Raw genomic sequence first — 24083 nt, forward strand, 5'->3', positions numbered from 1 at the left:
ATTATACAAAAATCTTCCTATGTTTCTATCAAACAATGGTTTTCATCACAACATCTGATATAAGTAGAGTTTACTTTAACTTGCCCTTGCAGGATTAATCTAAAAGTAACTAATGCTTCTAACCTCAGTTATCATCGCCCCTTCACTCTCAACCTGTCGTTTAGTCCAGTTGCCTTGGGCATCTATTGAAGGATAAGTGTATATCGAGGTGCGATTCAGTTTCATAGGCTCTTCTGCCCCCATTTCCGTAAACTCTCCTACTTCCTGTTTCTTGGTAACCAAGCCATTCTCATCGTATGTATAGGTAGTTACCATCTGACCTTCTGGGTCTACATCTTTCTGCTTTATCAGATGACCAGTTTTAGAATCATATTCGTACGTAGTTTCTATTATACTATAATTTTCTTCACGTACAGCCGAGACCAAACGGCCATTGTCATCAAACTTCATCTTGGAATAGATGTTCTGAACAGGATTGCCATCACACGTAATCAACTTACCCATATTGTCAAACTCCAACTTACGGCTTTCGCCCATCTCGTTCTTTTCTAAGCACATCTTTACATTACCCTTCAAGTCGAATGCAGAAAGGCATCCAATTCCAGCATCAGCCTTTTTACTTGCCTCCAAGCCTTGCTTGTTCATAAGTTTTACATACTCATCCTCATCCACAAAAAGGACTTTTACCATACGATCGCGTGCCTGATTATCTTTCAAAAGGGCATCCCAATTAAAAGGTTTGACATAAGGGTCAGATTTTCCTATATCAATTCTTACAAGAGACCCGTTATAAACTAACAAAATTTGATCATCTTTATCTAACAACAAAGTATAAAGCACCTGATCTCTGGTTACCAAGCTATGATACTCTTCAGGATATTCCACAGTATAAAAAGCGTAACATTCGGAAATTATTGGGTCGTAATCCTTCAATTTAAGCTTTAATTCGCTGTTGAGCACTACCTTACCATTGATATGAAGTTCAAACGGTACATTTACGATTTCTTTCTTCTTGATTTCTTCATATCGGCTACGGCAATCCTCTCTAAGTTCTTCTCTTTCTGCCTCAGTCACACTACCGTCTAAAACTTTTGCTTTAAAAGACTCATTAAACTCTTTCAGGAAATCCATACAAATGTAAGGCACATCACCAAACACGCCTTCACCTGTAAACTCCACACCATCAATCTCTTTAGAGGAATAACCTCCACTACATGATGCCAAAAGAAGCAAGACTGCTCCAAGGCATAAACTAAATACTTTCTTGTTCATAGTTAGTTTTTTATTAAGTTATTAAAAAAGCATCATTACTCCAAGAGCCAAAATACAAAAAAGCGTGAACCAGTCTGTCGTATGACATACGCATGATTGGTCATAATCATTGCAACTTTAAACTGCACCAACACTAAGAATCGGTGCAAATATAGAAAGATTTATCGAAACCACAAAACTTTTGAATACATTTTTTATGCTTTTCATGTATTTTTCTTGTATTTTGTGTAGATACAAGGTCTGTCTATCGAGAGGGTGGGTCATAAGTCCATAATACACCTTCATTTTTTTAGTTTAAAATCTGTTTTATCCCTCACATCCATCACGTTTTCTGTTTTCCAAAACTTTAACTATTTGATAATAAGGCTGTTGTCTCTTTTACTTAGCGTGATAGATTGACAAAAAGTTTACAATATCCATCACGCTATCCCTCACGATTTGGGGTTATCTATCACGTTTTTCTGCTAATCATTATGCAGAAGTAACCGAATTTATTTACGAGTAAAGCAAAATCCTTTGCAGATGGACGAAAGCAGGCACGAGACGTGTCGGTTCGTTTCACAGGATGAAATAAAGTGTTTCTCCGCTTGTAAGCGTCTCCGCGTTTATACCTTGCATAATTCAAAAAAAGCAGTAACAGCTGATTAAACAAATGCTGCTACTGCTTTTTCCATCGGTCAGGAAGTAAGTCTCTATATTTCTCCAATGGGGTATTCGGTTGCCATTCAATGGTCTTTTCTATGACATCGCTAATGTATTCAAACAGATTGATGCCATTCAACTTGCATGAGATAGCTATAGAATATAGGATAGCTCCCCGTCTTGCTCCTTCGTGCGAACCGAAGAACATAGAGTTTCTTCTTGATAACGATATGTATCTCTGGATTCTCTCAATGTAGTTGTTGTCTAGAGCCGTATCACCTCTTTTGAAGATGTCACAAATGGCATTATATTCATTAAGGGCATAACCAACCGCCTGCGCCAAGGTAGACTTGGGCAGCAGATCCTTCCTGGAAGATATTTCCTCCAGTTTCTCTGATAAATCCTGCAAAATGTCTGGTGCATATGACTGCCGATAGGCCAGATGGTCCTCCACAGTCCATCCTTTTACGCCAACCTTATGCTTCTTATCTTTTTGATAAAACTTGTTGATCAAGTCTACGACTTCCTGTGCATCCTTGTCCTCCTTGCCGCAGTCGATGAAGTTTCTCTTTATATGTTGCAGGCAGGCGATCCTCATAATGTCAGGATAAACATCCGACTCCAGTTTCCGGTAAGGAGCATATGCCTCACTCTGTATGGTACCTTTATAATCTGAGAATACATCAAGTATGACTTCCTCAGAACGTGAACCATCCTCATATACAAAGAAAACAAGTCCCAGCTTAGGTGCACTTACTGCCCACAGGTAGCCTTTCTTCGATCCCTTGTCTGTAGGTTTTATCTTTGCCAGCAGCACTTTATGATAAGTTTCATCTGCCGTAACATAATCCTGCTGCAATACTGTCTGCCTGATAGCCTTATAGATGTTTTCAAGTACATCTGCACTTCTGGCTATCAGTTTATTTGCCGTGGCCTTCCTTAACGTAAACCCATTGTCGGCAAAGTATTTGATGATTCGCTCCACCGGCATGGAATAGATGTATCGCAACTGCAGGAGACCTGCAGCAAAAGAAGATGTATAGGAAGAGTTCAGAAGTAAAGCCGGAGGAGTCTTCCCCGGATACAGGACATTTCCATCCGTATAAGTATTGATGTGATATACTGTCTTGATGAACTTGATAGGTTCCATGCTGTAGCGTACACAGGTGCGGGTGCCATAGATACGCAACTTCTTCAAAAGCTCCGCATCCATTTCAGGGTCTATCGTAACATGCACCTCTTCCATCTCGCAATGCATGTCGCGCTTGGCACCATTGTTCTTGCGTGCCTTTCTCTTTTCGGCCTGCTCTTTTTGCTTCTTGTCAAATTCCTCCTGGGGCATCGAATCTTGTGGATTCTTATCCTGGCGTTCCGACTTCTTGCCTGAAACAAGCTTGCCGAGTGCCTTGTTCTGACGGTTCGCTTTATCTATGGCGATTCCTTTCTGGACGAGTTGTTCTTCTAAAGACTTTATACGCTCAATGAGTTCACCGACCTGTAGAGTCAGTGAACTCACTGTAGCATGGGCTTGCTGAAGCTGCTCGTTGGCAAGCTGAAGCTGCTCCTTCAAAAGTACTATGATTTCGTCCTTTGTCATAGTGCAAAGGTACGAAAAAATATCGAGATATGCAAGCGTTTTTACATATTTATTTTTACTATCTTATTGACATACAATATGTTAGAGTCAATGTATTGCGACTATAGGTTAAGTCTCTTCCTATATTTCATACTTTTTAGGCAAATTCCGCTCATGATGGCCGATAGTGTCCTGTACGGCATTTTGCACTGTTTGTTCTTGGGATCAAAGAATGGCAATTCAAAGGTTCCTCGCTCCAGTCGTTTCTGGTACAGCAAGAAACCATCGCCATCCCATTTTAGCATTTTTACCTGCTGGCGGTTCTTGGAGAAGAAGATGAAGACCGCACCACCAAGTGGCGGAAGTTCCATTTCCGTTCTCACTATCTGATACAAGCCGTTTATGCCCATGTTCATTCGTACGTATCTCTGGCAGACATAGTACTGGGTACTCTCATTCAATCCAAACATACTGCATCCTCCTTCTCATAAAGTTTCATCAACGCCATAACAGACTTGGCACATCCTTTTTTAACGGAAACCAAAGTTCCATTTGGAAAGGTTATGTTTATGCCATAAAGGAGGTCTTCCATAGGCAGATCTATGGTAGGAGGTTCCATAGGCACGAACATCATGCCTGTACTTGATGTAGATGCTTCTGCTTTTTCTCTGCGGGCTGCCTCCTGGGCTTGGCGGATTTCCTTTTTGGCACGCAAAACAGAATATCCTTTTTCGCACATCCAGTTCATCATGGTGCGATGATTTATATGTCTTTCCTTCAAGAAAGGAGTAAGTTGAGCCTTGGGGTTTCGATTCAGATAGACTAAGAAGGCCCCCCAAGCCTTCTCAAAACGTTCGTTTGCTGTCATAATTCGTATGATTTTAAAATGATGGTGCAAAGGTACGAACAAATGAGGAGACCACAATGGTATAAATGCGGAGCCGCTTACCTCCGCTTGAAACAAACAGTTTCATGGCATGAAATAAAATGTTTCATAGCATGAAACCGTAACCTTTTGTGGTTTAACGATTTTAGTTGACCACTTTTAGTTTTATTTGTAAGACGAGTTGACTCGGTTAAAACTTATTTATAATTCACGTTGACTTTCCTGAAACTTAGTCATATTTTTAGTTGACTACCTTAATAGATGGCCATATCTAGAGTTCTGTTGCCATCCATCGTAAGCCTTTCAACACTGATATGCAGTATTTGGTAGAGTGTAGTGAGAAAATCGTGAGGGATACCCCCAAATCGTGATGGATAGCGTGATGGATTTTTCTGTTTTTGAAGTATCTATCACGCCATACAAGTGTCTGTATATCAATATATCAAGATGTGTAAGAGATGCAAATCGTGATGGATGATAGATGATTACATAAAATTTGTTCATATAAAGGCTGCATCGGGTTACAAATATGGCTGCGTCGGGTTACGAATATGGCTGCATCGGGTTACGAATATGACTGCATCGGGTTACGAATATGACTGCATCGGGCTACGAATATGACTGCATCGGGTTACAGATATTACTGCGTAAGCTAACGGAGACGTATCCGTAAGCTTATCGAGACGTCTGCATCAGCTAACTGAGACGTCTGAACTCGCTGACAGAACTACTTGAATTGCTTGATTGAACCACTTGAGTTGGCTGACTGAGCCACTTGAGTATTCTTCTTCATATACTTGCGTACAACCATAGAAACTTTTCAACCATACAGTTATTAAAAAAAGAAAATCCCATAATTTCTTGGCAGTTTCAATAAAAAAGTGTATCTTCGCAGCAGAATTGCAATATTGCGTCCACGACCTTATAAAACGTAAGAAGATGGCAAGATTTATAGACCCACGTGTCGATTGGGCTTTCAAGCGAATCTTTGGAAGCGAGGACACGAAAGAATGTCTGATCACATTCCTCAACGGACTGTTTGAAGACGAGTTGGTAATCAACGATGTGACGTTTGCCAAGACCGAAAAACTTGGCTTGCGCCCCGATGACCGTGGTGTAGTCTTCGATGTCTATTGCGTCACAAACGAAGGCAAGCATGTCATCGTCGAGATGCAGAAGAAAGAACAGGAATACTTTGCCGACAGAGCATTGTATTACACGGCACGTGCCATTGTGCAGCAGGGCATTCGTGGAATCTGGGACTATCATTTGGCTCCAGTCTATACGGTGTGTTTCATGGACTTTGTATCGGTGAGTCCGATGCTAAAGAAGTTTCGTACCGACTTGGTGCTTACTGATTTGCAGACACGCCAGCGAGTGTCCGACAGGATGCGTATTGTGTACCTCCAACTGCCATTGTTCGACAAGCATACGGAGGCAGAGTGTATGGATATATTTGATTGTTGGATTTATATAATGAAGAATATGAACATGTTTGAACAGATGCCATTCAGCGAGAAGTATCCAGTCTTCCGCAAGTTGGCAGAGATAGGCGACCTCCGCAAGCTTTCCCGAGAAGAACTTGAGCTTTATGATGAGGACATCAAGAATATGCGTGATATATATGCCACCAGAAAGTTTGATGAGAAGAGAGGTATGGAAAAAGGTCGTGCTGAAGGTCGTGCTGAGGGGGAACTGTCTAAAGGTTTGGAAGTTGCCCGTAACTTGTTGGCTATGGGTATGTCTTGTTCTCAAATCATACAAGCTACAGGATTAACAGAAGACCAGCTGAAGCAACTTCAGCCGTAGTGTATGTACATTATCCACGAGTCTTTTTTCTTAGTATAAGTGACTATGCCAGGCGAGAAAGAAATATCTTCCGGCATTTAAACAACGAGGGCTGCAAACGGCATTGTTACCGTCTGCAGCCCTTACTTATGTTAGAACCAGGAGCGTAAAATTACACTCCCTCACCTGGGTACTTCGGATCATTCGAGCCGAAGCCTGGACCCCAACTATCCCATTCTTCTTGCGATATTCCACTTCCGGTACTTCCTCCACCGGTTTCTCCTCCACTTGCTTGCAGGATGCAAGGTGTATTCATTTCAAATACCTGAATTGCAGGTGATATATACTCTTTCTTTTTCATAATACCTTGTTGATTAATTATTTAACACTAAATTTCTTTCCATTCTTGATATAGATGCCCTTGCGAGGTGTTCCCTTTACGCGCTGACCCTCTAAGGTATAAATGGCTGATGAACCAGTCTGTTTGCCATCTCCTAAGCTGATGATGCGGATACCAGTGGTAGAACTGTCATCAGGCAAACCGATGCTGAACAGCATGGTACGTGAAGAAGCCGACTGCGATGGCTGGACGTTCAGATATATGCGATAAGGAGACAAATCACCTGTGTGGATACCAAACTTACCATCTGCACGGAAACTGTAGCTTCCTTCTGCCATAGGTGTGGTAGTATAAACACCACCTATTGAGGCATTTGTCAGTTCATGGCAGATAGTCATAAAACCACTCTTGCCATCCCAGTCTCTCAGAGTCAGCGACTTGGCTGCTGGATTTTCAAAGAAGTTGGCGTTGTACTCTACATTGTGTGCCGTTACAACCAAATTCTGAGCTGTGCCCTCTGCACCAAGCTTAACAATCATTGGTGTACCAGCCTTGATGACTGACTGCTCATCGAGCATAAGAACGAACTTCAATACACTTGCATCAGCTGAAGGCATGTGAATCATCATATTTCCTACAGGATAGCACTTCTCTGCACCAGCAACATCAGCTGCATTGATATCGAAAGGAAGGCAGAGTGTTACATAACCCTTCTGTCCCTCATTGAGCTGACGGCTATACTGCAGGTCCTTAATCGTGAACTGAGCCTGGGTGTTGATGGCTGTAGAAGCATCGGTAAGGGTCAGTTCCTCAACATAGAACTTGCCATCTTCTGCCTTTGTAGCCTTCAGTGTTCCATCTGCATCTGCTGCATACTTATGCTCAGGGCAGCTCTCGTTGCTGCAGCCCATGTGATAGATGTGCTTGGCTGAGTCGAACACAGGACTGGTTAAAGTGGCAGATGCTACGTGAATCAATTCACTATCAGAAGAACTGTTGCTATATGAGGAAGTCGTTCCATCGCAGTAACGGAATGATCCATTATATACTGTATTGCCTTCTGCAGCAACAAGCACAGGATAAGCATCTGCATCAGCACCCAAGAGTTTCTGATACCATGCCAAGGTGCTTCCTTCGGTAGGAACAGATGTGGAACCATTCAGCAGCCATGCCACCTCGCCGCTGTTCAGCTGTTCAGGGTTAAATGCCTTGATCACGTCAGCTTCATTCTTGCCTTCAGGATAGGCCAATGAGCCATCTCCGATAGCCTTGACGGCATCGCCTGCCTGCTCAGTTCCATTGATGGTAAGCTTAGCACTACTGCTGTATGCCAAGATGCCAGAAGCAGTGCTGCCGGATGAATTTTCGATGATTCCAACAAGGATACCGCCAGGCTTTGTATTAGTAGCAGTAACATTACCAGTGCCAAGCACATTATTCAGATTGCATGTATATGCATTGCCTATCAAGTTTCCGACATTTGAAGTTCCTGTTATATCGCCATAGTTGGCACAGTCTTTGATGGTTCCACTCTCAAAATAGCCAACTAGGCCGCCGACATCTTCTGTTCCTTGTACCGTGGCGTAGTTCACACAGTTGTAGGCGTTACCATCAAGATAACCTGCAATACCGCCTGTAAAGTCATTACCTCCTTTTATCTGGCAAGTATTTGATATTTTGATATTTTGAAGGGTGTTTCCATTTCCTGCATAACCAGCCAAAATTCCTATATCATTTTCCGTATTTGTCACATTTGCATTCTCAAAGGTTAGGTTCTTGATTGTGCTTTTATAGATTCTACCGAAAAGCCCCATATATGCTTGGGTTGCATTGATATAAAGGTTGGTGATGGTCTTGCCATTTCCGTCGAAAGTACCTACGTAACTCCAATCACTATTTCCAATAGGCTCCCAGCTTAGTTCTTTTAAGTTTTGAGACGCATCAGCCGCATGGCAGAAGTCCTTTAGGTCAATGACCTCAACATTATCTGCTATCTTAGCGCAGATTTCATAATTCCCGTCATTCACCGCATCACGGAACCATGCCAATTCCTCAGCTTTGGTGATAATGTAAGGACTGCCTTCACTTCCGTTACCCTCTGACGGTTGACTTGCAGTTTGCGCCCATGCCCCCCCCATAAGGCATGAGGATAGCCATCACGAGCAGCAGCATCGTGACGAGCCAATTCGATTTGTGTAATTGTTTCTTTTTCATACACGTTTTGTTGTTAAATGATTAATGTTAATATTTTGTCTTATATATCTGCTTGCCAGTTTATCGCAAAGATCAGGAGCTTTCCTCTATGATGGGATAGGCTTCGCTATCATGTCCATTGGATCATCAGAGCGAAGATGATTCCTGGAAACATAAGAGGCTTGTCTGTATGATGAACAGGTATGTCGGACAGCAATCCGGCATGACTCCAATCTAGCAATCATGCTGCAAATATACAAAAAATAATTGAAATAAGGTGTCGCATTCCCATGCCTAGGTGTCGCATTCCTATCATTTAGGTGTCGCATTGGTGGGGGAATGCGACAACTAAAAGGGATTTTTTCGATAAAAATGTCGCTTTTCTCTGGTGTTTTACAAAAATTAGCAATTTAGGCTTCCTGTTATCCGGAGCAGCATTTGTAGCCGGATAGTCACTCTTTTCCGTCTCTCAGAGCCTCCCGAAAGTCCATTTTGCGTAATGCCAACAATAAGAAAAAAGGGGCAGCATGTTCGTTTTGCTGTCCCTATATGTAACATTTGTTAGCCTGTTTTGATTTAATCTTCCGCATTCTTTCGAAAGATAGGATTGTAAAGATTATGTATCTTTTTGGGTGTTTATATACGCCTCCAAGAATACAGCTTTTATCCAAAAGTCAAGGCAAACAATGGCTGGCTGCAAGTCCGTTAGGCGTTATGGAGATACGACACTGCACCATTTGTTTATACGAACAGGTCGTCCATTGTAATTTGTACTTGAGCCAAGGCTGCATACTGTGTAAGGCGCACGCCAAAAGTAGTAATCATCGTTGGGATAATGCCACTTTTTATCCCTGTTTCTGCCACGAAATCAGCCATACGATTACGAATGCGCATATCCTCCTCCTTAGTGATCGTGTAAGGCATCTGCGAATACTTGATTTCACATAGATTCACGAGATTATCGGCACGTTCTATCAGTAAGTCGATTTGCGCAGCTGGCTTTGAAACCTTACTTCGCCAAGAATAATACTCGGTATGGATTTGGTCTATCCCCAAGAAATGCTTGATTTGAGGAATATGCAACATGCAAACTCGCTCAAAAGCCAAGCCATACCAAGTATTTTGACGAGGTTTTCCCATCAAGTGAGTCCAATATTCCGTGTCCGTCGTACCAGGATGGCAAAACGTCATATAAAATAATGTATAGAGGTCGGTGAGCTGAAAGATTTGATCTTTCTGCTTTATCTTCTTATCCCTGGTATTATACCCTCTTACAAAATCGCAATTTATCAATTCACTAAGAACCTTTGTCAAAGTTCCACCCGATTTCAACTTCAATTTCTCCATGATTTCCTTTCGGGCCATACCTTGTCTGCATGAGGCAAGTACCTCTATGACACGCATATAGGACTCAGAATTTCTAAACAAGGACGAATATAGTCTTCCATATTCTCGCTTCAGTTCAGCGTGGGATGAGAAAAACAATCTGTCGACATTCCCTTCCACACCTTGCTTTTTATCCAACAAACTGAGATAATAAGGCACCCCACCAAGGATGCTATATATCTGAAGGATAGAAATGCGAGTCCATGAGAATCCATAAGCTTGTAGCATCAGTTCCGTCTCACGAAGAGTAAAAGGAGAAAGATACATCTCGTGCGTTATCCTATTATGAAGCCCACCATGACTATCTATCAGATTGGCTATCATCCACGACGTGGCACTGCCACAAACGATAAGCATGATTTCACTTTGGTAAGCTGCCCATCCGTTCCAAAAGTGCTCAAAAGCCTGTTGGAAACCAGATTTCGGCGTATCCAAGCATGGTAGTTCATCGATAAAAACAACGAGTCGTTCTCTTTTCATTTTTGCCTTTAACAACTGTTTCAATGCCTCAAAAGCCTCTGTCCAATTCGTAGGAATAGGCTGTTTGGAATCTCCATATTCCCTCAGCGCAAACCCGAAATTAGAGAGTTGCGCCTCAGCTGGTGCCTCTATAGACCCAGACATATCAAAGGCAAACTTATCACGGAAGAGATTTCTCACAAGATAAGTCTTGCCGATACGACGCCTGCCATATACAGCCACAAACTCAGCTTTGCCAGAATGATAATATTCTGTCAACAGCTCGATTTCTTTCTTTCGTCCGATAATTTGCTCCATACCTTTTAAATCTAACTTTAATGATGGTGCAAATATAAGATAATTATCCGAGAGAAACAAGGATTCTATAGCCAAATCGATGAATTTTAACTCGATTTGGCTAAAGAATAGGTTATACTATAGCCAAATCGAGCAATTTCCATTCGATTTGGCTATAGAATGCCTTGCTGATTGCTATTATCCCCCAGGGCTAAGAGCTTTTGAGCTTTCAGCCCGTGCCATACAGTTCTTTAAGACTTGCACAGGCAAGATTTTGAGAATCTGGGGGAATTTTAGGCAAAAAGATTTTGAGGAAAAGAATATTTTATGTATATTTGCCCCCAATTGTAACATCAACAAGTAAAGATTTTGAATATATTCATTATGAAACAAAGGAATACAGACATCGACTGGATAAGAGCCATCCTCATTATTCTCATGATATTGATTCATATCGTGAGCTTCGGCAACGCATACCCCCAGCTCAAGGCAGGCATTCTCTCGTTCATGATGCCTACCTTCCTCATCATCACGGGCTATCTCGTGAATATCGAGAAAAGCCCAAAGGAGATGGGAAGATACCTGATGTGTCTCGCTTTGCCTTACGTCATCATGGTAACCGGTTTCTCTGTCCTCTCCTATTTCATGCCGGTGAGAGATGGCATCACGGAACTGTCACTCTCTCAGATTTGTGAGAAGATATTCGTTACGTCCATCGGTCCCTATTGGTTCATCCAGACCATGATTATCTGCGGCATTCTCTATTACGTCAGTTTCAAGGGAGCAACCTGGGGAACCCTCAGACAGGGAAAAACGACGATGAGCACCACCACAAGCCTCTTTATCTTCGCCACCCTACTCCTGCTCCTGTCCAAGACACCCGCTCTTTCACCCAGTGCCGCCACCTATTATTTCATCGGAGTGGTACTCAGACAATGCCATATCGGCTTTGACAAGATATTCCGTCCTTCACCGGTTGCCCTGCTGCTCTGGATCAACTTGCTGGGCTTAGAAGAATGGTACGACTGGGGCACGCTCGCCATCGTCTTCTCCTGCTGGTGCTGCATTTCATCCCTGATGTGGATACACAGCCTCATCAAACGCCTACAGGATAATGCCTGCGTCCGAAAGACAGAAGACACCTTATTATATATAGGCCGCAACACACTGCCCATCTATCTCTTCCACCCCATCTTTACGATGGCAGCCAAGTTCTATCATCCCCTCTTTAGCTGGGACAGGAGCGAAATCTGTTTTGCCCTCGTTACCATCTTCATCGCCATTGCCGGAAGCATCGGCATCGCCAAGATGATGGAGAAGACCCATCTGGCTTATCTCTTCGGAAAAGGAAAGATGCTGAGATAAATAATACCACGATATATTTGGTAATTTGGAGATTTTGAAGTACTTTTGCAACATGAATATCAAAAACAAGATAAATAATATGGATGATGCCAAGCGAGAGAAGCTGGGCGAAGTCATCAGATTCGGAATCGTAGGCGGACTGGCTACGGTACTGCAATATGTCATCTACCTGGCTATGATGCCGGCACTGACCCATTTCATCCCCAACATGGGCGACCACAGTCTGGCTACCACAGCCAACACCATCGCCTACATCGTGAGTTTCATCTTCAATTTCATCGCCAGTACCCGCTATACCTTCAAGGTAAAGGCGAATGCCAAACGCGGAGCAGGATTCACCCTCTCCCACATCGTCAACTACTCGATGCAGACCCTCTGCCTCAACCTCTTCGTAGGCTTGGGTCTAGCCAAACAGCTGGCTATGATACCCACCCTCTGCATCTGCATCCCGGTAAACTTCCTCCTGGTAAGGTTCTTCCTGAAGAAATAAGGGGATTCCCAAAACACGATAAAAGAAAGATATGAAAAAGATATTCGATATTTTTAAAATCAAGAAAGAGGAAAGAGTTTCAGCACTCGTCGCACTCATCATAGCATGTGCCCTCAATGCCCTGACTGTCATCAAATACCACAGCCAGTTCTCGCAGATTACAGATAATTATCACAAACTCTTTGTCAAGACCTTCCATGTGGCAGGTTTCGACCCGCTTACCTATAGCATCGTATCTCACTGGGACACAGAATATAACGTATACCGCCACCCGCTGCTGGCGTTCTTCATGTATATCCCGAATCAGATAAATCAAGGATTGATGATGCTTACCGGCATCAACTGCGTTCAGTTTGTCGTGGGAGCCATCCTGGTGTTCTGCGCCTTCTATTCCTTCATTTTTCTTTACCGTATATTCAGAGAAGTGATTGGTACAGAGCGCTTTGATGCCAATCTGCTCTCTGCCTTCTATTTTTCTTTCGCCTATGTGATGGTTTCAGCGATGGTACCCGACCATTTCATCATGTCGATGATCATACTCCTCTGCACCCTGTATATCACAGGCGTATGCATGAAGAAAGGCAGACAGCTTACCATCTGGCAGACTATCCTGCTCTTTGTATTTACAGCGGGCGTATCGCTCAACAATGGTCTGAAGACCTATCTTGCCGCCCTTTTCACCAATGGCAGAAAGTTCTTCAGTATCAAATACTTCCTGATAGGAGTCATCCTTCCTGCCGCACTCATGTGGGCTTTCGCCAGATGGGAATACCGCACCTTCGTATGGCCTAAGGAGATGGCAAGACACGAGGCTAAGATGAAGAAAAACAAGGAAGCCACAGCCAAGATTTACCAGCAATACCGCGACAGCACTGGCGTGAAAGACTCGGCAAAGGTAGAAGCTGCCGTCAAGAAAATCATCAAGGATAAAGCGCATGCCAAATATGTTCGTGACCATAAACAGATATGGAACAAGAACACGGGCAAGCCTATCGCCAAGGGCGAATTCATGAACTGGACCGACAAGACGACCTCCCGCTCGCAAACTCTGGTCGAGAATTTCTTCGGTGAAAGCATCATGCTGCACCAGCAGAACCTTCTGGGCGATGTATTGCGCAACCGTCCGGTTATCGTGAAATACCAGTCTGCGGTCAATTATGTGGTAGAGGCATGCATCGTTGTGCTTTTCTTACTTGGCATCCTTGCCGGAAGAAAAGCAAAGTTTCTCTGGCTCACCCTGACATTTTTCCTGATGGATGCTGCCCTCCATATCGGTTTGGGCTTCGGTATCAACGAGGTATATATCATGACTTCCCACTATATGTATGCCCTCCCTATCGCCATCGCCTTCCTGGCGCTCAAGGCAAAAGGAAAGAACCTGAAATGGGCCTTCAGAGGATTAATGCTCGCCATCACCCTCTATCTGTGGATAAGCAACGGATATCTGCTGGTAGGCTACATGCTAGGATAAATATTAGCAAGAAGCCTTGATCCAGCGGATGATATCCTCATGCTCCATATCAAACTTACGGGCAAAGAGGCGGTTGCTTTGTTCCAGCTCCTCTTTGTCTGCCAAAGTCCAGACGTATGGATTGCCCCGTTTCCAGTCAATAAGTCGCATACAGCCCTCATATTCATCTTTTTCTGAGTACAAGGCGGCCCGGAAATCGGGATGATTCCATACCAGGGTCTGCAGGAAGAACTCATCAGGGCAGAAGGTATAATTGAATCTTTTCAATACAAACGGCTTCTGGCTCACCACATACTCCACGCATGCCTGCGTGATGCTCACCCAGTTGGCTCCCTTGGCAAAATCCATCTTCTGGCGATGCAGGAACGGCATGAGCAGCATCGAAAGATATTTATTCAGTCGCCTGGTAATGGCATTCAAAGCCCCATACTTCGAGCGGGTAAGACTGGTAAATAGCCAATAACGCATCATCTTCCGGCGGCAATCCCATTCAAATTCCTCACCATGATTGATGCCCACAAATTCCTTACCCTGATGCTCCTCAAAGAACTGATGGATGTAATCCTGCGATTTGATAGGTAAATCCTGACCACTCAGCAGATGGTAGTAGGCATAAGGTCCATGCTTCAAAGCCTCCTCGAAAAGCACATACTCCGCCTTAATCTGACTCAGATTTCCCCAACGCACATCCACCCTCTGTTCCAACACAAAGAGGCGTGCCCTGGAAAGAACCAGCGGTTCAGCACCATCCAGCATATCCGATTTCCGGTCGATATGCAGAAATATATCATTGCGCTCATCATCGAGCATCGACAGCAATACCCTCAGAAGCGGTAAACTGCCATGAGCCATTATCAAAAAAGCATGTTTCATTGTCATTATTTATCTTTATTATCCAACTGTCCGTCCTGATGACTTTTTCATCATCATTGCGACAAAGATACACCAAATAAAAGAGAATACAAAATAAAACTCCGTTTTTATCAGAAAAAAGACACAAAATAGAGCCTTTCTTTTTGAATATTCAGAAAAAACAATTACTTTTGCAGCGCTAAGAAGGAGATGCGGCATGCATCAGCCCAGCAAAAAAATAATCAGAGAATGAACAATATATTTAGAATTAAAAAAGAAGAAAGGCTCTTTGCCTTGATTACACTCATCGTTATCATCGCCTTCAATGTGCTGATGATAACCTATCATTTTGATGATTTCGGCAAACCGAAAGCAGGATTCTGGACGCTCTTCACCAAGAACTTTCAGATTTCAGGTTTCGACCCTTACACCTACCTTACCCTCTCGAAGTGGAAGGTGTATTACACGGAGTATCGCCATCCCATGCTCCCTTTCTTCCTCTATCCTTTCTCGCTACTGAACGGCTGGCTGATAGAACTCACCTCCCGCAACTGGGCAACTATCATCGTGGCGGTGATGATGACATTTTTCTCCACCTACTCCACCCTCTTCTTCAGAAGAATCTTCAGAGAGGTGATGCAGCTGAAGGCTATAGACAGCAATGTGCTCACAGCGATGCTTTTTTCCTTTGCCTACGTGCTGCTCGTCACCTTTGTGGATGACCATTTCGGCATGTCGCTTTTCTTCCTGTCGATGACACTTTATCTGGCAGGCAAACAGCAGCAGGAACACCGCAGCATGCCTTGGTGGCAAACAGCCCTGCTCTTTTTCTTCACGGCAGGCATCACGCTGAGCAATGGCGCCAAGACCTTCCTTGCCGCCCTCTTTACCAATGGCAAAAAACTCTTCCGCCCGAAATATCTGGCATTGGGCATCATCTTGCCTACCCTTCTGATAGGTGCTGCAGGCATCTACCAGAATAAGGCATTCATTATTCCTAATCGCCTGGAAGGAGAACGGCTCGTGGCTCAGAAAGCTGCGAAAGACAGTACTTTTAGGGCTAAGATGGACCAGAAACAGAAGCACGATAAGGCTATCGCTGGCAAGAATATCCAGAAACGAGGCATGCTTTCATGGGCAGATATGTCTATCTCCCGTTCAGAATCACTGGTAGAAAACGTTTTTGGCGAATCGCTTATCCTGCACAGAGAACATCTGCTGGAAGATATCCACAGCCACCGCCCGATATTCGTGAAATACCAGACACCCGTTCCTTATATCATAGAGGGTATCATCGTGATTCTGCTGTGTATGGGCTTTTGGATGGGAAGAAGATCGGCCTTTCTCTGGCTCACTGCCTCATGGGTGGCATGCGACGCCTTCATTCATCTGGTCATGGGATTCGGACTGAACGAGGTTTATATCATGGCTGCCCATTGGGCGTTCATCATTCCGGTTTGTATCGGATATATCATCAGAAACTGTAAGGAGAAATATCTGCCTTATCTTCGTGGAACACTCGCAGTTATCACCATCTTCCTGTTCTTCTATAACAGCACGCTGATATTCCAGTATCTCACAAGATAAAAAAGAGAACCCTACAAGATAAAAAAGTATCTTAGATTAAAACCATCATGCTGAAAATAAGTATCTTAACCCCTATCTATGGAGTAGAAAAATATATCGAACAGTGCGCCCGTTCACTGTTCGAGCAGTCGTATGCGTCTATCGAATACATCTTTGTAGATGACTGTACCCTCGATAAAAGTATCGGTATCCTACAATCGCTCCTGAAAGAATATCCTGAAAGAGCACAACAGGTACGCATCATCCACCACGACAGAAACCGGGGCGTGGGCGCTGCAAGACAGACGGCACTGATGGCAGCTACAGGCGATTATCTTTTATTTGCCGATAGCGATGACATGCTGCCGAAAGATGCAGTTGAGAAGCTGGCAGGAAAAGCAGTTAGTAGCCATGCCGACCTGATTGATGGCGGCTACCGGGAATGGTACGAAGGAAAAGCAGGAAGACTCCAGAAACCTTTTGAAGTTTCTAATGAGAAGCTGCTCAAACTGCTTGTCTGCCAGAACATCATCACCAACCGGCTGTGGGGCAGAATCTATAAGCGTTCGCTCATCATGGAGCACAGGATATTCTTTGAAGAGGGCATCAACTATGCAGAAGATCTTTTCTGGAATGCCCAGTTCATGTTCTACGGCAAAAAGGTGAACATCGATGATGCGGTATATTATTACCGTACCGACAATGAGAATTCCTACAATCACAACATCTCTGAAAAGAATCTCCTGTCATACTTCAAATCAACCCGCCGACTCATCGATTTTTTCGAGCAGAACGATAAGAAGCATCAGTACCTCAGAGCCACAGAGATAGGCATCGTCAATGCCTACCGCTGGGCGGCAAACGCTCATGTAGCCTTCGAAAAGGTGGATCAGGCGCTCGCATACAAGCCTAAGAGCTGCCTCATCAGCCTCATCATCAGCCTCATCAAAAAGGGGGTACCTGTCAAGAGGGTGAATCTTATCTACCTCGCTTACAGAAAGCTATACACTCTTCTAATATCTGCACCTTCAGCAGCTTCATGATACAGAAGTAGATGGTGGCTGAAACCAGCAGACGAACCAGCAGCAGGAGATAGATGTTCTGCAGGCTGCGGGTCATAAAATAGGTAACTACCATCGTGGCTGCCGCACAGAGCATGAATGGCAGTATATCCTTTGCCACATCCAGAAACCGCAATCCGGCAACACGCTTCATCATCCACTGCCAGACCAAAAGCCAGACTATTATAAATAAGGTATAGGCTATCACCATGGTCTGGATGCCATATTGATGACAGAACAACACCAAGGCGAGCAAACCCACTACCTGACCGATGTTGCACCACATATACACATCAGAACGTCCCTTGCTGATAGCCAGATTCTGATAAAGCGTGTAAATAGGCATAAAGGCACCGCTCACACAGAGAATCTGCAACAGCGGCACACTGGCAATCCATTTCTCATGAATCGTAATCAGGATGAATTCGCGTGATACCAAAGTCAAGCCAAACATCAATGGGAAAGAAAGGAATGCCGTGAAACGGAGCATCTTTCTGAACACCAGCAACTCGCGGTTCTTATCGTCCTGGATAGAAGCCAAGACGGGCTGAGCTATCTGTCCCACCGTATTGGCAACAAACGAATTAGCCTTGGTGTCCCAGTTGTATGCCTGACTATAGTTACCCACATCATTAATCGGATAGAACCTGCCGAAGACAAAGGTCAATACATTGTTGCTCACCGTATTGATAATGTTGGTAACCAGGAGTTTCACGCTGAATCCGAACATCTTCCTCACTGGTCCGAAATCGATATGAAAATTCGGGCGCCATCCCGTATAATAATATCTTCCTATATTCAGCACGAGGATAAAGATAACCTGCTGCCAGGCAAGACTCCAGTAAGCCATGCCGTTGAATGCCAGCACCAGTCCCACGACATTCGAACTGATCAGAGCCATGAAATTAACGATGGTAATCTCCTTGTTCATCATGTTCTTCATCATATATCCGTTCTGGGCGATGCCAAACGAAGAGATGAAGAAACTCAGGAACACGAAGCGTGACAGGGAGGTGAGACAAGGCTGATGGAAGAAATCTGCTATCAGCGGCGCACAGAAAAAGAGCACCACATACATGGTAAGACTCACCAGGACATTAAACCAGAACACCGAGTTATAATCGTTGTCGGTGGGTTTTCTGATATTCACCAGTGCCTGGGTAAACCCGCTACTCTGCAGATTGCCCGCTATCAGGGTGAATATGGTGAGGATGCCGATGATACCATAATCGGCTGGCGACAACAAACGCGCCAAGAAGATGCCAAAGAGGATATTGAGTACCTGGGTAGAGCCACTGTTCATCGCTCCCCAGAACAATCCCTTGGCGGTTTTTTCCTTTAATGATTCTGCCATCGTTTCTATCTGATAAATATGGAATATTACTTGTTTTTACTTTTTAGAATGCAAAAGTAGCATAAATAGTTTGAAGTTCAAAACTTTTTGCTTACTTTTGCAGCCGTAAAACAGAAAAAAATATGGATATTAAGAACATCAAGAAGGAATGGAACGCCACAATACTCGATATATTGAAGGCTTTCATCGAAATCTGCAACAAGTATCACCTCAGATATTACTGTTGTGCCGGCACCGCCATCGGAGCCGCCCGTCACCACGGAATGATTCCCTGGGACGATGACATCGACGTACTGATGCCACGCCCCGACTACGACCGTCTGCTCGAAATCGCCAAGCATGAAGACTTTGGCAAATACGAGGTAGTAACTCCGTACAACAACGAGTCATACCCTCTGTATTTCTCCAAACTCGTGAATCGCGAAACCACCCTTATCGAGGAGAAGGAGCGTCCCTGCATCATCGGTCTTTACGTAGATATCTTCCCTCTTGATGCCACCGACGATGACCTGGAAACGGCAAAGGCGCTGTATCGCAAATACTCTAAGACCATCAACCGTCTGAATGCCGTAACCACCCACAATACTTTCTTTGAGTACATCTCCCTGCTCCTGCACAAGGAAACCTGGGGCCGCTTTGCCATCAAGACGCTCGCCTTCTTCTGCCGCAGCAAGATGCGCCACCGCCTCATCCAGCAGATGGACGAGATGAGTCACCGGTATGACTTCGATAAGGCGAAGAACGTACTGGTGAATACGGGTTCCTACCACTATAAGGAGATTTTCCCGAAGGAATGGCTCGGCAAGGGCAAGGAATTCCCGTTCGAGGATACCACCGTCTTGCTGCCAGAGCAGGCTGATACCTATCTGCGCCACTTCTTTGGCGACTATATGAAGTTTCCACCCGTAGAACAGAGAGTAGAGAAACACCTTCGCTACTATCTGAACATGGAAAAGCGGGAAACATGGGATGAGATTAAAAGAAAGCTTTAGCCTTCCCTCACTTCCTGCAAGGTATGTCCGAAACCTTCTTCTACATCAAAGAGCGGTTTCCAGCCTAAAGCCTTGAGCTTATCCGTACTGAAGGTTGCCTTGGTGATAGGCGTGGTATTGCCCTGCTGCGCATCCGCCTCAGGAATATCAAACACCACCTTTCTGTCCGCTTTCCGGGCTATCAGCTCTGCCAGTTGGCGGATGGAGATATTCGATTCTGAATGAGCCACATTATAGGCATTTGCCCTCTCGCCATCCAGCAGGAGGCGCAAGATGGCATGGGCGGCATCTACCACATAAAGCCAGGAGCGGAAAGCCTCACCCTTACTCTTCAGGACGATATCCTCACCCTTCAGAACATTGCGGATAAACTGGGCATACACCCTATTGTCACTCTCCGTAAAGCCCGGACCGTAGGTATGACTCAGTCTGGCTATCACCACATCGGCATCATACTCTGCTCCGTATGCCATGCAGAGCGTTTCGGCAGCACGTTTGGAAGATGGATAGCAGGCACGCACCGATGCACAATCCACATAGCCGCTGCTCTTCTCGGTAAATTCAGAGCCATCGCCCTCGCCATAGATTTCACCCGAAGAGATATAAACCATGCGCTGCATGCGGTGACTCAATCCATATTCCAGCAGGTTGGATACGCCGTTGATGTTTGCCTTCATCACCTCTACAGGGTTCTGCTTAAAGAAGTTAGGACTCGCATTGCTGGCTGCATCGATGATATAATCAGCGCCCTCAGCCAACTCATTATAGACTGGTTCCCCTATCATCCTGTCCATGCTCTTGATGACAGGCTGGGTAACGTCTATCTCTGCAAAGAAGAAAGATTCATCCTCCCAATAGGCAGCAAACTTCTGTCGGGCACGTTCCTTGTTTCTTCCGGCTGCTATCACCTTGTAGCACCGGGCAGGATTCTGCATCAGCACATCAACCACACAGCCTCCTACCAATCCTGTAGCACCAGCCACAAGAATGGTTTTGCCATGCAGACGCCCCAATTCCAAACCTTCCCGGAAAAGGCGCGCAATATCTTCCTTATATGGTGAATTTCCTATCATAACATGTTTATTTTAACCAAGCCTCAGGCTGAACCTTCATCAGTGCCTTCAGTATCTCCAGATCCTCAACGGTGGTTATCTTGATGTTCTTCTCTGAACCAGGCACGATATGCATCTGTCTGCCTCCCAGTTCTGCCATCAGGGTACAGGATGCCACCGAATTGGCGATACCCTTCTCCTTAGCCTCTTCGTGGGCTGCTATCAGATTGCCCAAACGGAAGGTCTGGGGTGTCTGGGTACGGATCAGTTTGTCGCGCGGAATACTGGTGTTGGTCGTAAAACCATCTTCGCTCTCCAGGATAGCCTCTCTACATTTGATACCCGTAATGGCATAGCCATACTTCTGGCAGATGGCGATATTGGATGAGATGATGTCTTGCGACAAGAGTGGGCGCACGGCATCATGCACCAGCACCAGGTCGTCATCACCGCATCCCGCCTCTTTCAAGCCATAGATACCATTGTGGATCGACTCCTGACCATTGCTTCCGCCAGGGAATATCCATTTCAGCTTGGTAATGCAGAACTGGTTGGCATACGACTGCAGTACCGTTTCCCAACCTGCCAGACATACCACAGCAATACCCTGAATATCAGGATGCTTCTGAAAAGCCATCATCGTATGGATGATGATAGGACAGTTGTCTACATGCATAAACTGCTTTGGGATGTCCTGTCCCATTCTATTGCCAGAACCTCCGGCTATGATCAATGCATAGTTCATATTCTCTATCTTTAAATTGATTATTTCTGAATGATTCTCCCCGGATTCCCTACCACGGTAGCCCCGTCGGGAATATCCTGGAATACCACGGCACCGGCGCCTATCGTCACGTGGTTGCCGATATGGATGCCGCCGAAGACCGTGGCGCCGGTATAAATCTTCACGTCATTTCCTATGGTAGGCCTGCCGCCCTTGCCGTTGCCCAGCGTCACCATCTGCAGACAGTAGAAGTCATCGCCTATGCTTTCTGCATTGAGATAGGTGGCATAGCTGTGCTCCAGATGTGCACCCTTCCCGATATGCGGACACCAAATGGTCATCGTACGCTCGGGAGGCAACAGCCAGCTGATGAAAACCGAACGGTATTCGCCCATGCGGTAATAAAACAGATTGCGGAAACTCCTTTCGCGGGTGCATGCCTTAATCAGGTTGAGCACCGTAGGCTTCCTGTCCTGCACCTTCAGCAGGTCGGCGTCTATCTCCTTCTTATGGAGCAGATACAGAGCGATATGCGGCAACATGCGCACCGCCGAAGCTGACAATATGATGGTTTGTACTATCGGATTCATGACTCTAAATCTTATTTTTATCTTTGCAAAGATACAAAAAATAAAGCAACTAGCATGCTTTTATCCGAAAACAATTGTTCTTTTCACTAAAAATAAGATAATAGAACAGGGTTTGTAGAATTTTAGTCAGTTTTATTGCTAAATAATGTGAATTAAATAGCTTTCCATACAACTTTTCCGTACCTTTGCACAAAGTTATATATAACGATATTTTAGAAGAGGATAAAACAGAACATTATGAAGAGGATATTGATTGTTGAAGACGATTTGGCATTCGGAACCATGATACAGACTTGGCTCAAAAAGAAAGGATTCGATGTGGAAAGGGTAACATCTGTAGGCGCTGCCATCAAAGCGATGGGAGCCGGCGATGCATTCCATCTGGTTCTTTCCGACCTGCGCCTGCCCGACCACGACGGACTGGTATTGCTCCAGCATATCAGAAAGTCCGATGCCCACCTGCCTTTTATCGTAATGACTAGCTATGCAGAGGTTCAGAATGCTGTATGTGCCATGAAATCGGGTGCTACCGATTACGTGGCTAAACCCTTCCATCCCGAAATCCTCTTAGAGAAAATCCGTGAGGCTATCCAGTCGGCTGCTTCTGCGGCTCCAGCCCCTCAGCGTGCGGAATCTGCCGCCATGCAGGATGCGCCCCAAGAAGAACAGCAGGGCGCTACGGAGGTGCCTAGATATATAAAAGGTGAAAGCGAGGCTTCCAAGCAGCTCTACGAGTTCGTTTCGCTCGTTGCCCCAACCCCGATGTCAGTGCTCATTCTCGGAGCCAGCGGCACCGGAAAGGAATATGTGGCGCGCAGCATCCACGAACAGAGTCTGCGCAAGGACAAGCCTTTCTATGCCATCGACTGCGGCGCCATTCCTAAGGAGGTGGCGGCATCTGAATTCTTCGGATATAAGAAGGGTGCCTTTACCGGAGCCGAACAGGATAAGAAGGGTGCCTTCGAGATAGCTAACGGCGGAACGGTTTTCCTCGATGAGATGGGAAACCTCAACTACGAAGTACAGGTGCAGCTCCTCAGAGCCTTGCAGGAGAGAAAAATCCGTCCGCTGGGCAGCACGCAGGAGATTGATGTGGATATCCGACTCATCTGTGCCACCAACGAGAATCTGGCGCAGGCGGTAGCCGAAGGCAAGTTCAGAGAGGACCTCTATCACCGCATCAACGAGTTTACCATCTACATGCCTGCCCTCAAGGACAGAGGTGCCGACATCTTCCTCTTTGCCAACCTCTTTATCAAGCATGCCAACCAGGAACTGGGCAAGAATGTGCTCGGACTGGATGCCAAAGCCTCCGAAATCATTGCCTCATACGACTGGCCGGGCAACCTGCGCGAACTGAATAATGTGATGAAGCGCGCCACCCTGCTCACCCGTGGCAAGTATATCGGTGCCCAGGAACTGGAGAAGACGATGGCACAGACCTCCACAGCCCGACCTATCAATATGCAGCTGCACAGCGAACAATCGGAACAGGAAAGCATCGCCGCTGCCCTGAGAGCCACCCACGGCAACAAGAGCAAGGCAGCCCAACTGCTTGCCATCGATCGCAAGACTCTCTACAACAAAATGAAGAAATACGGCATGGAGTAAAACATGCCACACCCCGATTCCCCAATATATTCCACACTATATTGGGGAATTTTTCTACACCTTTTCCCCACTTTCCCCACACCCCATTTCTGGCACGAAACATCATCTCTTCTGAT

Annotated in this window: 20 protein-coding genes; 8 read left to right on the plus strand and 12 right to left on the minus strand. The window is 45.1% G+C overall.

Going from position 1 to position 24083, the window contains the following annotated elements; genetic code table 11:
- Positions 1-99 precede the first annotated feature (99 nt).
- From FO447_RS10975 to FO447_RS10990, 4 genes are all read right to left on the minus strand, one after another.
- On the minus strand, positions 100-1272 hold the full coding sequence (locus tag FO447_RS10975) for an RHS repeat domain-containing protein (RefSeq protein ID WP_200756344.1): 1173 nt from the start codon (positions 1270-1272) through the stop codon (positions 100-102).
- Positions 1273-1930: 658 nt separating this feature from the next.
- Positions 1931-3511 carry an IS66 family transposase gene (tnpC, locus tag FO447_RS10980; protein WP_200756346.1) on the minus strand — a complete coding sequence of 527 codons (1581 nt, stop codon included), beginning with the start codon at positions 3509-3511 and terminating at the stop codon, positions 1931-1933.
- Between the two features lie 101 nt (positions 3512-3612).
- A complete protein-coding gene (gene tnpB, locus FO447_RS10985) occupies positions 3613-3960 on the minus strand; it encodes an IS66 family insertion sequence element accessory protein TnpB (protein WP_118189835.1) in 348 nt (115 codons plus the stop codon).
- Positions 3948-4358 carry a hypothetical protein gene (locus FO447_RS10990; RefSeq protein ID WP_200756348.1) on the minus strand — a complete coding sequence of 137 codons (411 nt, stop codon included), beginning with the start codon at positions 4356-4358 and terminating at the stop codon, positions 3948-3950. Before FO447_RS10990 ends, tnpB begins: the two co-directional genes overlap by 13 nt.
- A gap of 957 nt (positions 4359-5315) precedes the next feature.
- Here FO447_RS10990 and FO447_RS10995 point away from each other — a divergent pair.
- Complete coding sequence (locus tag FO447_RS10995) at positions 5316-6185, plus strand: Rpn family recombination-promoting nuclease/putative transposase (protein WP_200756350.1); 870 nt, start codon at positions 5316-5318, stop codon at positions 6183-6185.
- A 151-nt stretch (positions 6186-6336) separates the two neighbouring features.
- Here the strand turns inward: FO447_RS10995 and FO447_RS11000 are convergent, their stop codons facing one another.
- The 3 genes from FO447_RS11000 to FO447_RS11010 form a co-directional block, all read right to left on the minus strand.
- Positions 6337-6525 (minus strand): hypothetical protein, encoded by a 189-nt coding sequence (locus FO447_RS11000; protein WP_200756352.1) that lies wholly within the window; start codon positions 6523-6525, stop codon positions 6337-6339.
- A gap of 17 nt (positions 6526-6542) precedes the next feature.
- On the minus strand, positions 6543-8642 hold the full coding sequence (locus tag FO447_RS11005) for a hypothetical protein (protein ID WP_200756354.1): 2100 nt from the start codon (positions 8640-8642) through the stop codon (positions 6543-6545).
- 796 nt (positions 8643-9438) lie between these two features.
- Complete coding sequence (locus FO447_RS11010) at positions 9439-10860, minus strand: ATP-binding protein (RefSeq protein ID WP_200756356.1); 1422 nt, start codon at positions 10858-10860, stop codon at positions 9439-9441.
- 363 nt (positions 10861-11223) lie between these two features.
- Here FO447_RS11010 and FO447_RS11015 point away from each other — a divergent pair, with 363 nt between their 5' ends.
- From FO447_RS11015 to FO447_RS11025, 3 genes are read left to right on the plus strand one after another with little or no spacing between them, the layout of a single operon-like run.
- Complete coding sequence (locus tag FO447_RS11015) at positions 11224-12204, plus strand: acyltransferase family protein (RefSeq protein ID WP_200756358.1); 981 nt, start codon at positions 11224-11226, stop codon at positions 12202-12204.
- Positions 12205-12256: 52 nt separating this feature from the next.
- Entirely contained in the window at positions 12257-12694 is a 438-nt protein-coding gene (locus tag FO447_RS11020; protein WP_153080216.1) for a GtrA family protein, read from the plus strand.
- 31 nt (positions 12695-12725) lie between these two features.
- Positions 12726-14165, plus strand: coding sequence for a DUF6080 domain-containing protein (locus FO447_RS11025; RefSeq protein WP_200756360.1), 1440 nt, complete (start codon positions 12726-12728; stop codon positions 14163-14165).
- A gap of 3 nt (positions 14166-14168) precedes the next feature.
- On the opposite strand, the gene FO447_RS11030 is transcribed toward FO447_RS11025, so the two are convergent.
- Positions 14169-15038, minus strand: a complete 870-nt coding sequence (locus FO447_RS11030) for a beta-1,6-N-acetylglucosaminyltransferase (protein ID WP_200756362.1) — start codon at positions 15036-15038, stop codon at positions 14169-14171.
- Positions 15039-15266: 228 nt separating this feature from the next.
- On the opposite strand from FO447_RS11030, the gene FO447_RS11035 reads away from it, so the two are divergent.
- Both FO447_RS11035 and FO447_RS11040 read left to right on the plus strand, forming a co-directional pair.
- On the plus strand, positions 15267-16604 hold the full coding sequence (locus FO447_RS11035; protein WP_200756364.1) for a DUF6080 domain-containing protein: 1338 nt from the start codon (positions 15267-15269) through the stop codon (positions 16602-16604).
- 47 nt (positions 16605-16651) lie between these two features.
- Positions 16652-17626 (plus strand): glycosyltransferase family 2 protein, encoded by a 975-nt coding sequence (locus tag FO447_RS11040; RefSeq protein WP_200756366.1) that lies wholly within the window; start codon positions 16652-16654, stop codon positions 17624-17626.
- On the opposite strand, the gene FO447_RS11045 is transcribed toward FO447_RS11040, so the two are convergent.
- Positions 17562-18998 carry a lipopolysaccharide biosynthesis protein gene (locus FO447_RS11045; protein ID WP_200756368.1) on the minus strand — a complete coding sequence of 479 codons (1437 nt, stop codon included), beginning with the start codon at positions 18996-18998 and terminating at the stop codon, positions 17562-17564. The two genes, FO447_RS11040 and FO447_RS11045, sit on opposite strands and share 65 nt — an antisense overlap.
- Positions 18999-19120: 122 nt before the next feature.
- Between FO447_RS11045 and FO447_RS11050 the strand changes: the two genes are divergently transcribed.
- Positions 19121-19990, plus strand: coding sequence for a LicD family protein (locus tag FO447_RS11050; protein ID WP_117728052.1), 870 nt, complete (start codon positions 19121-19123; stop codon positions 19988-19990).
- Here the strand turns inward: FO447_RS11050 and FO447_RS11055 are convergent.
- The 3 genes from FO447_RS11055 to FO447_RS11065 are packed head-to-tail and all read right to left on the minus strand — an operon-like array spanning position 19987 to position 22356.
- A complete protein-coding gene (locus FO447_RS11055) occupies positions 19987-21063 on the minus strand; it encodes an NAD-dependent epimerase/dehydratase family protein (protein ID WP_200756370.1) in 1077 nt (358 codons plus the stop codon). The two genes, FO447_RS11050 and FO447_RS11055, sit on opposite strands and share 4 nt — an antisense overlap.
- A 7-nt stretch (positions 21064-21070) precedes the next feature.
- Entirely contained in the window at positions 21071-21787 is a 717-nt protein-coding gene (locus FO447_RS11060) for an IspD/TarI family cytidylyltransferase (protein WP_022120364.1), read from the minus strand.
- Between the two features lie 20 nt (positions 21788-21807).
- The gene (locus FO447_RS11065; protein WP_022120365.1) at positions 21808-22356 is read right to left on the minus strand and encodes a serine O-acetyltransferase; all 549 of its coding nucleotides are present in this window, start codon (positions 22354-22356) and stop codon (positions 21808-21810) included.
- A 237-nt stretch (positions 22357-22593) separates the two neighbouring features.
- On the opposite strand from FO447_RS11065, the gene FO447_RS11070 reads away from it, so the two are divergent.
- The gene (locus FO447_RS11070; RefSeq protein ID WP_200756372.1) at positions 22594-23967 is read left to right on the plus strand and encodes a sigma-54-dependent transcriptional regulator; all 1374 of its coding nucleotides are present in this window, start codon (positions 22594-22596) and stop codon (positions 23965-23967) included.
- Positions 23968-24083: the final 116 nt, after the last annotated feature.

The organism is Segatella copri, from assembly GCF_015074785.1.
Taxonomy (GTDB): domain Bacteria; phylum Bacteroidota; class Bacteroidia; order Bacteroidales; family Bacteroidaceae; genus Prevotella.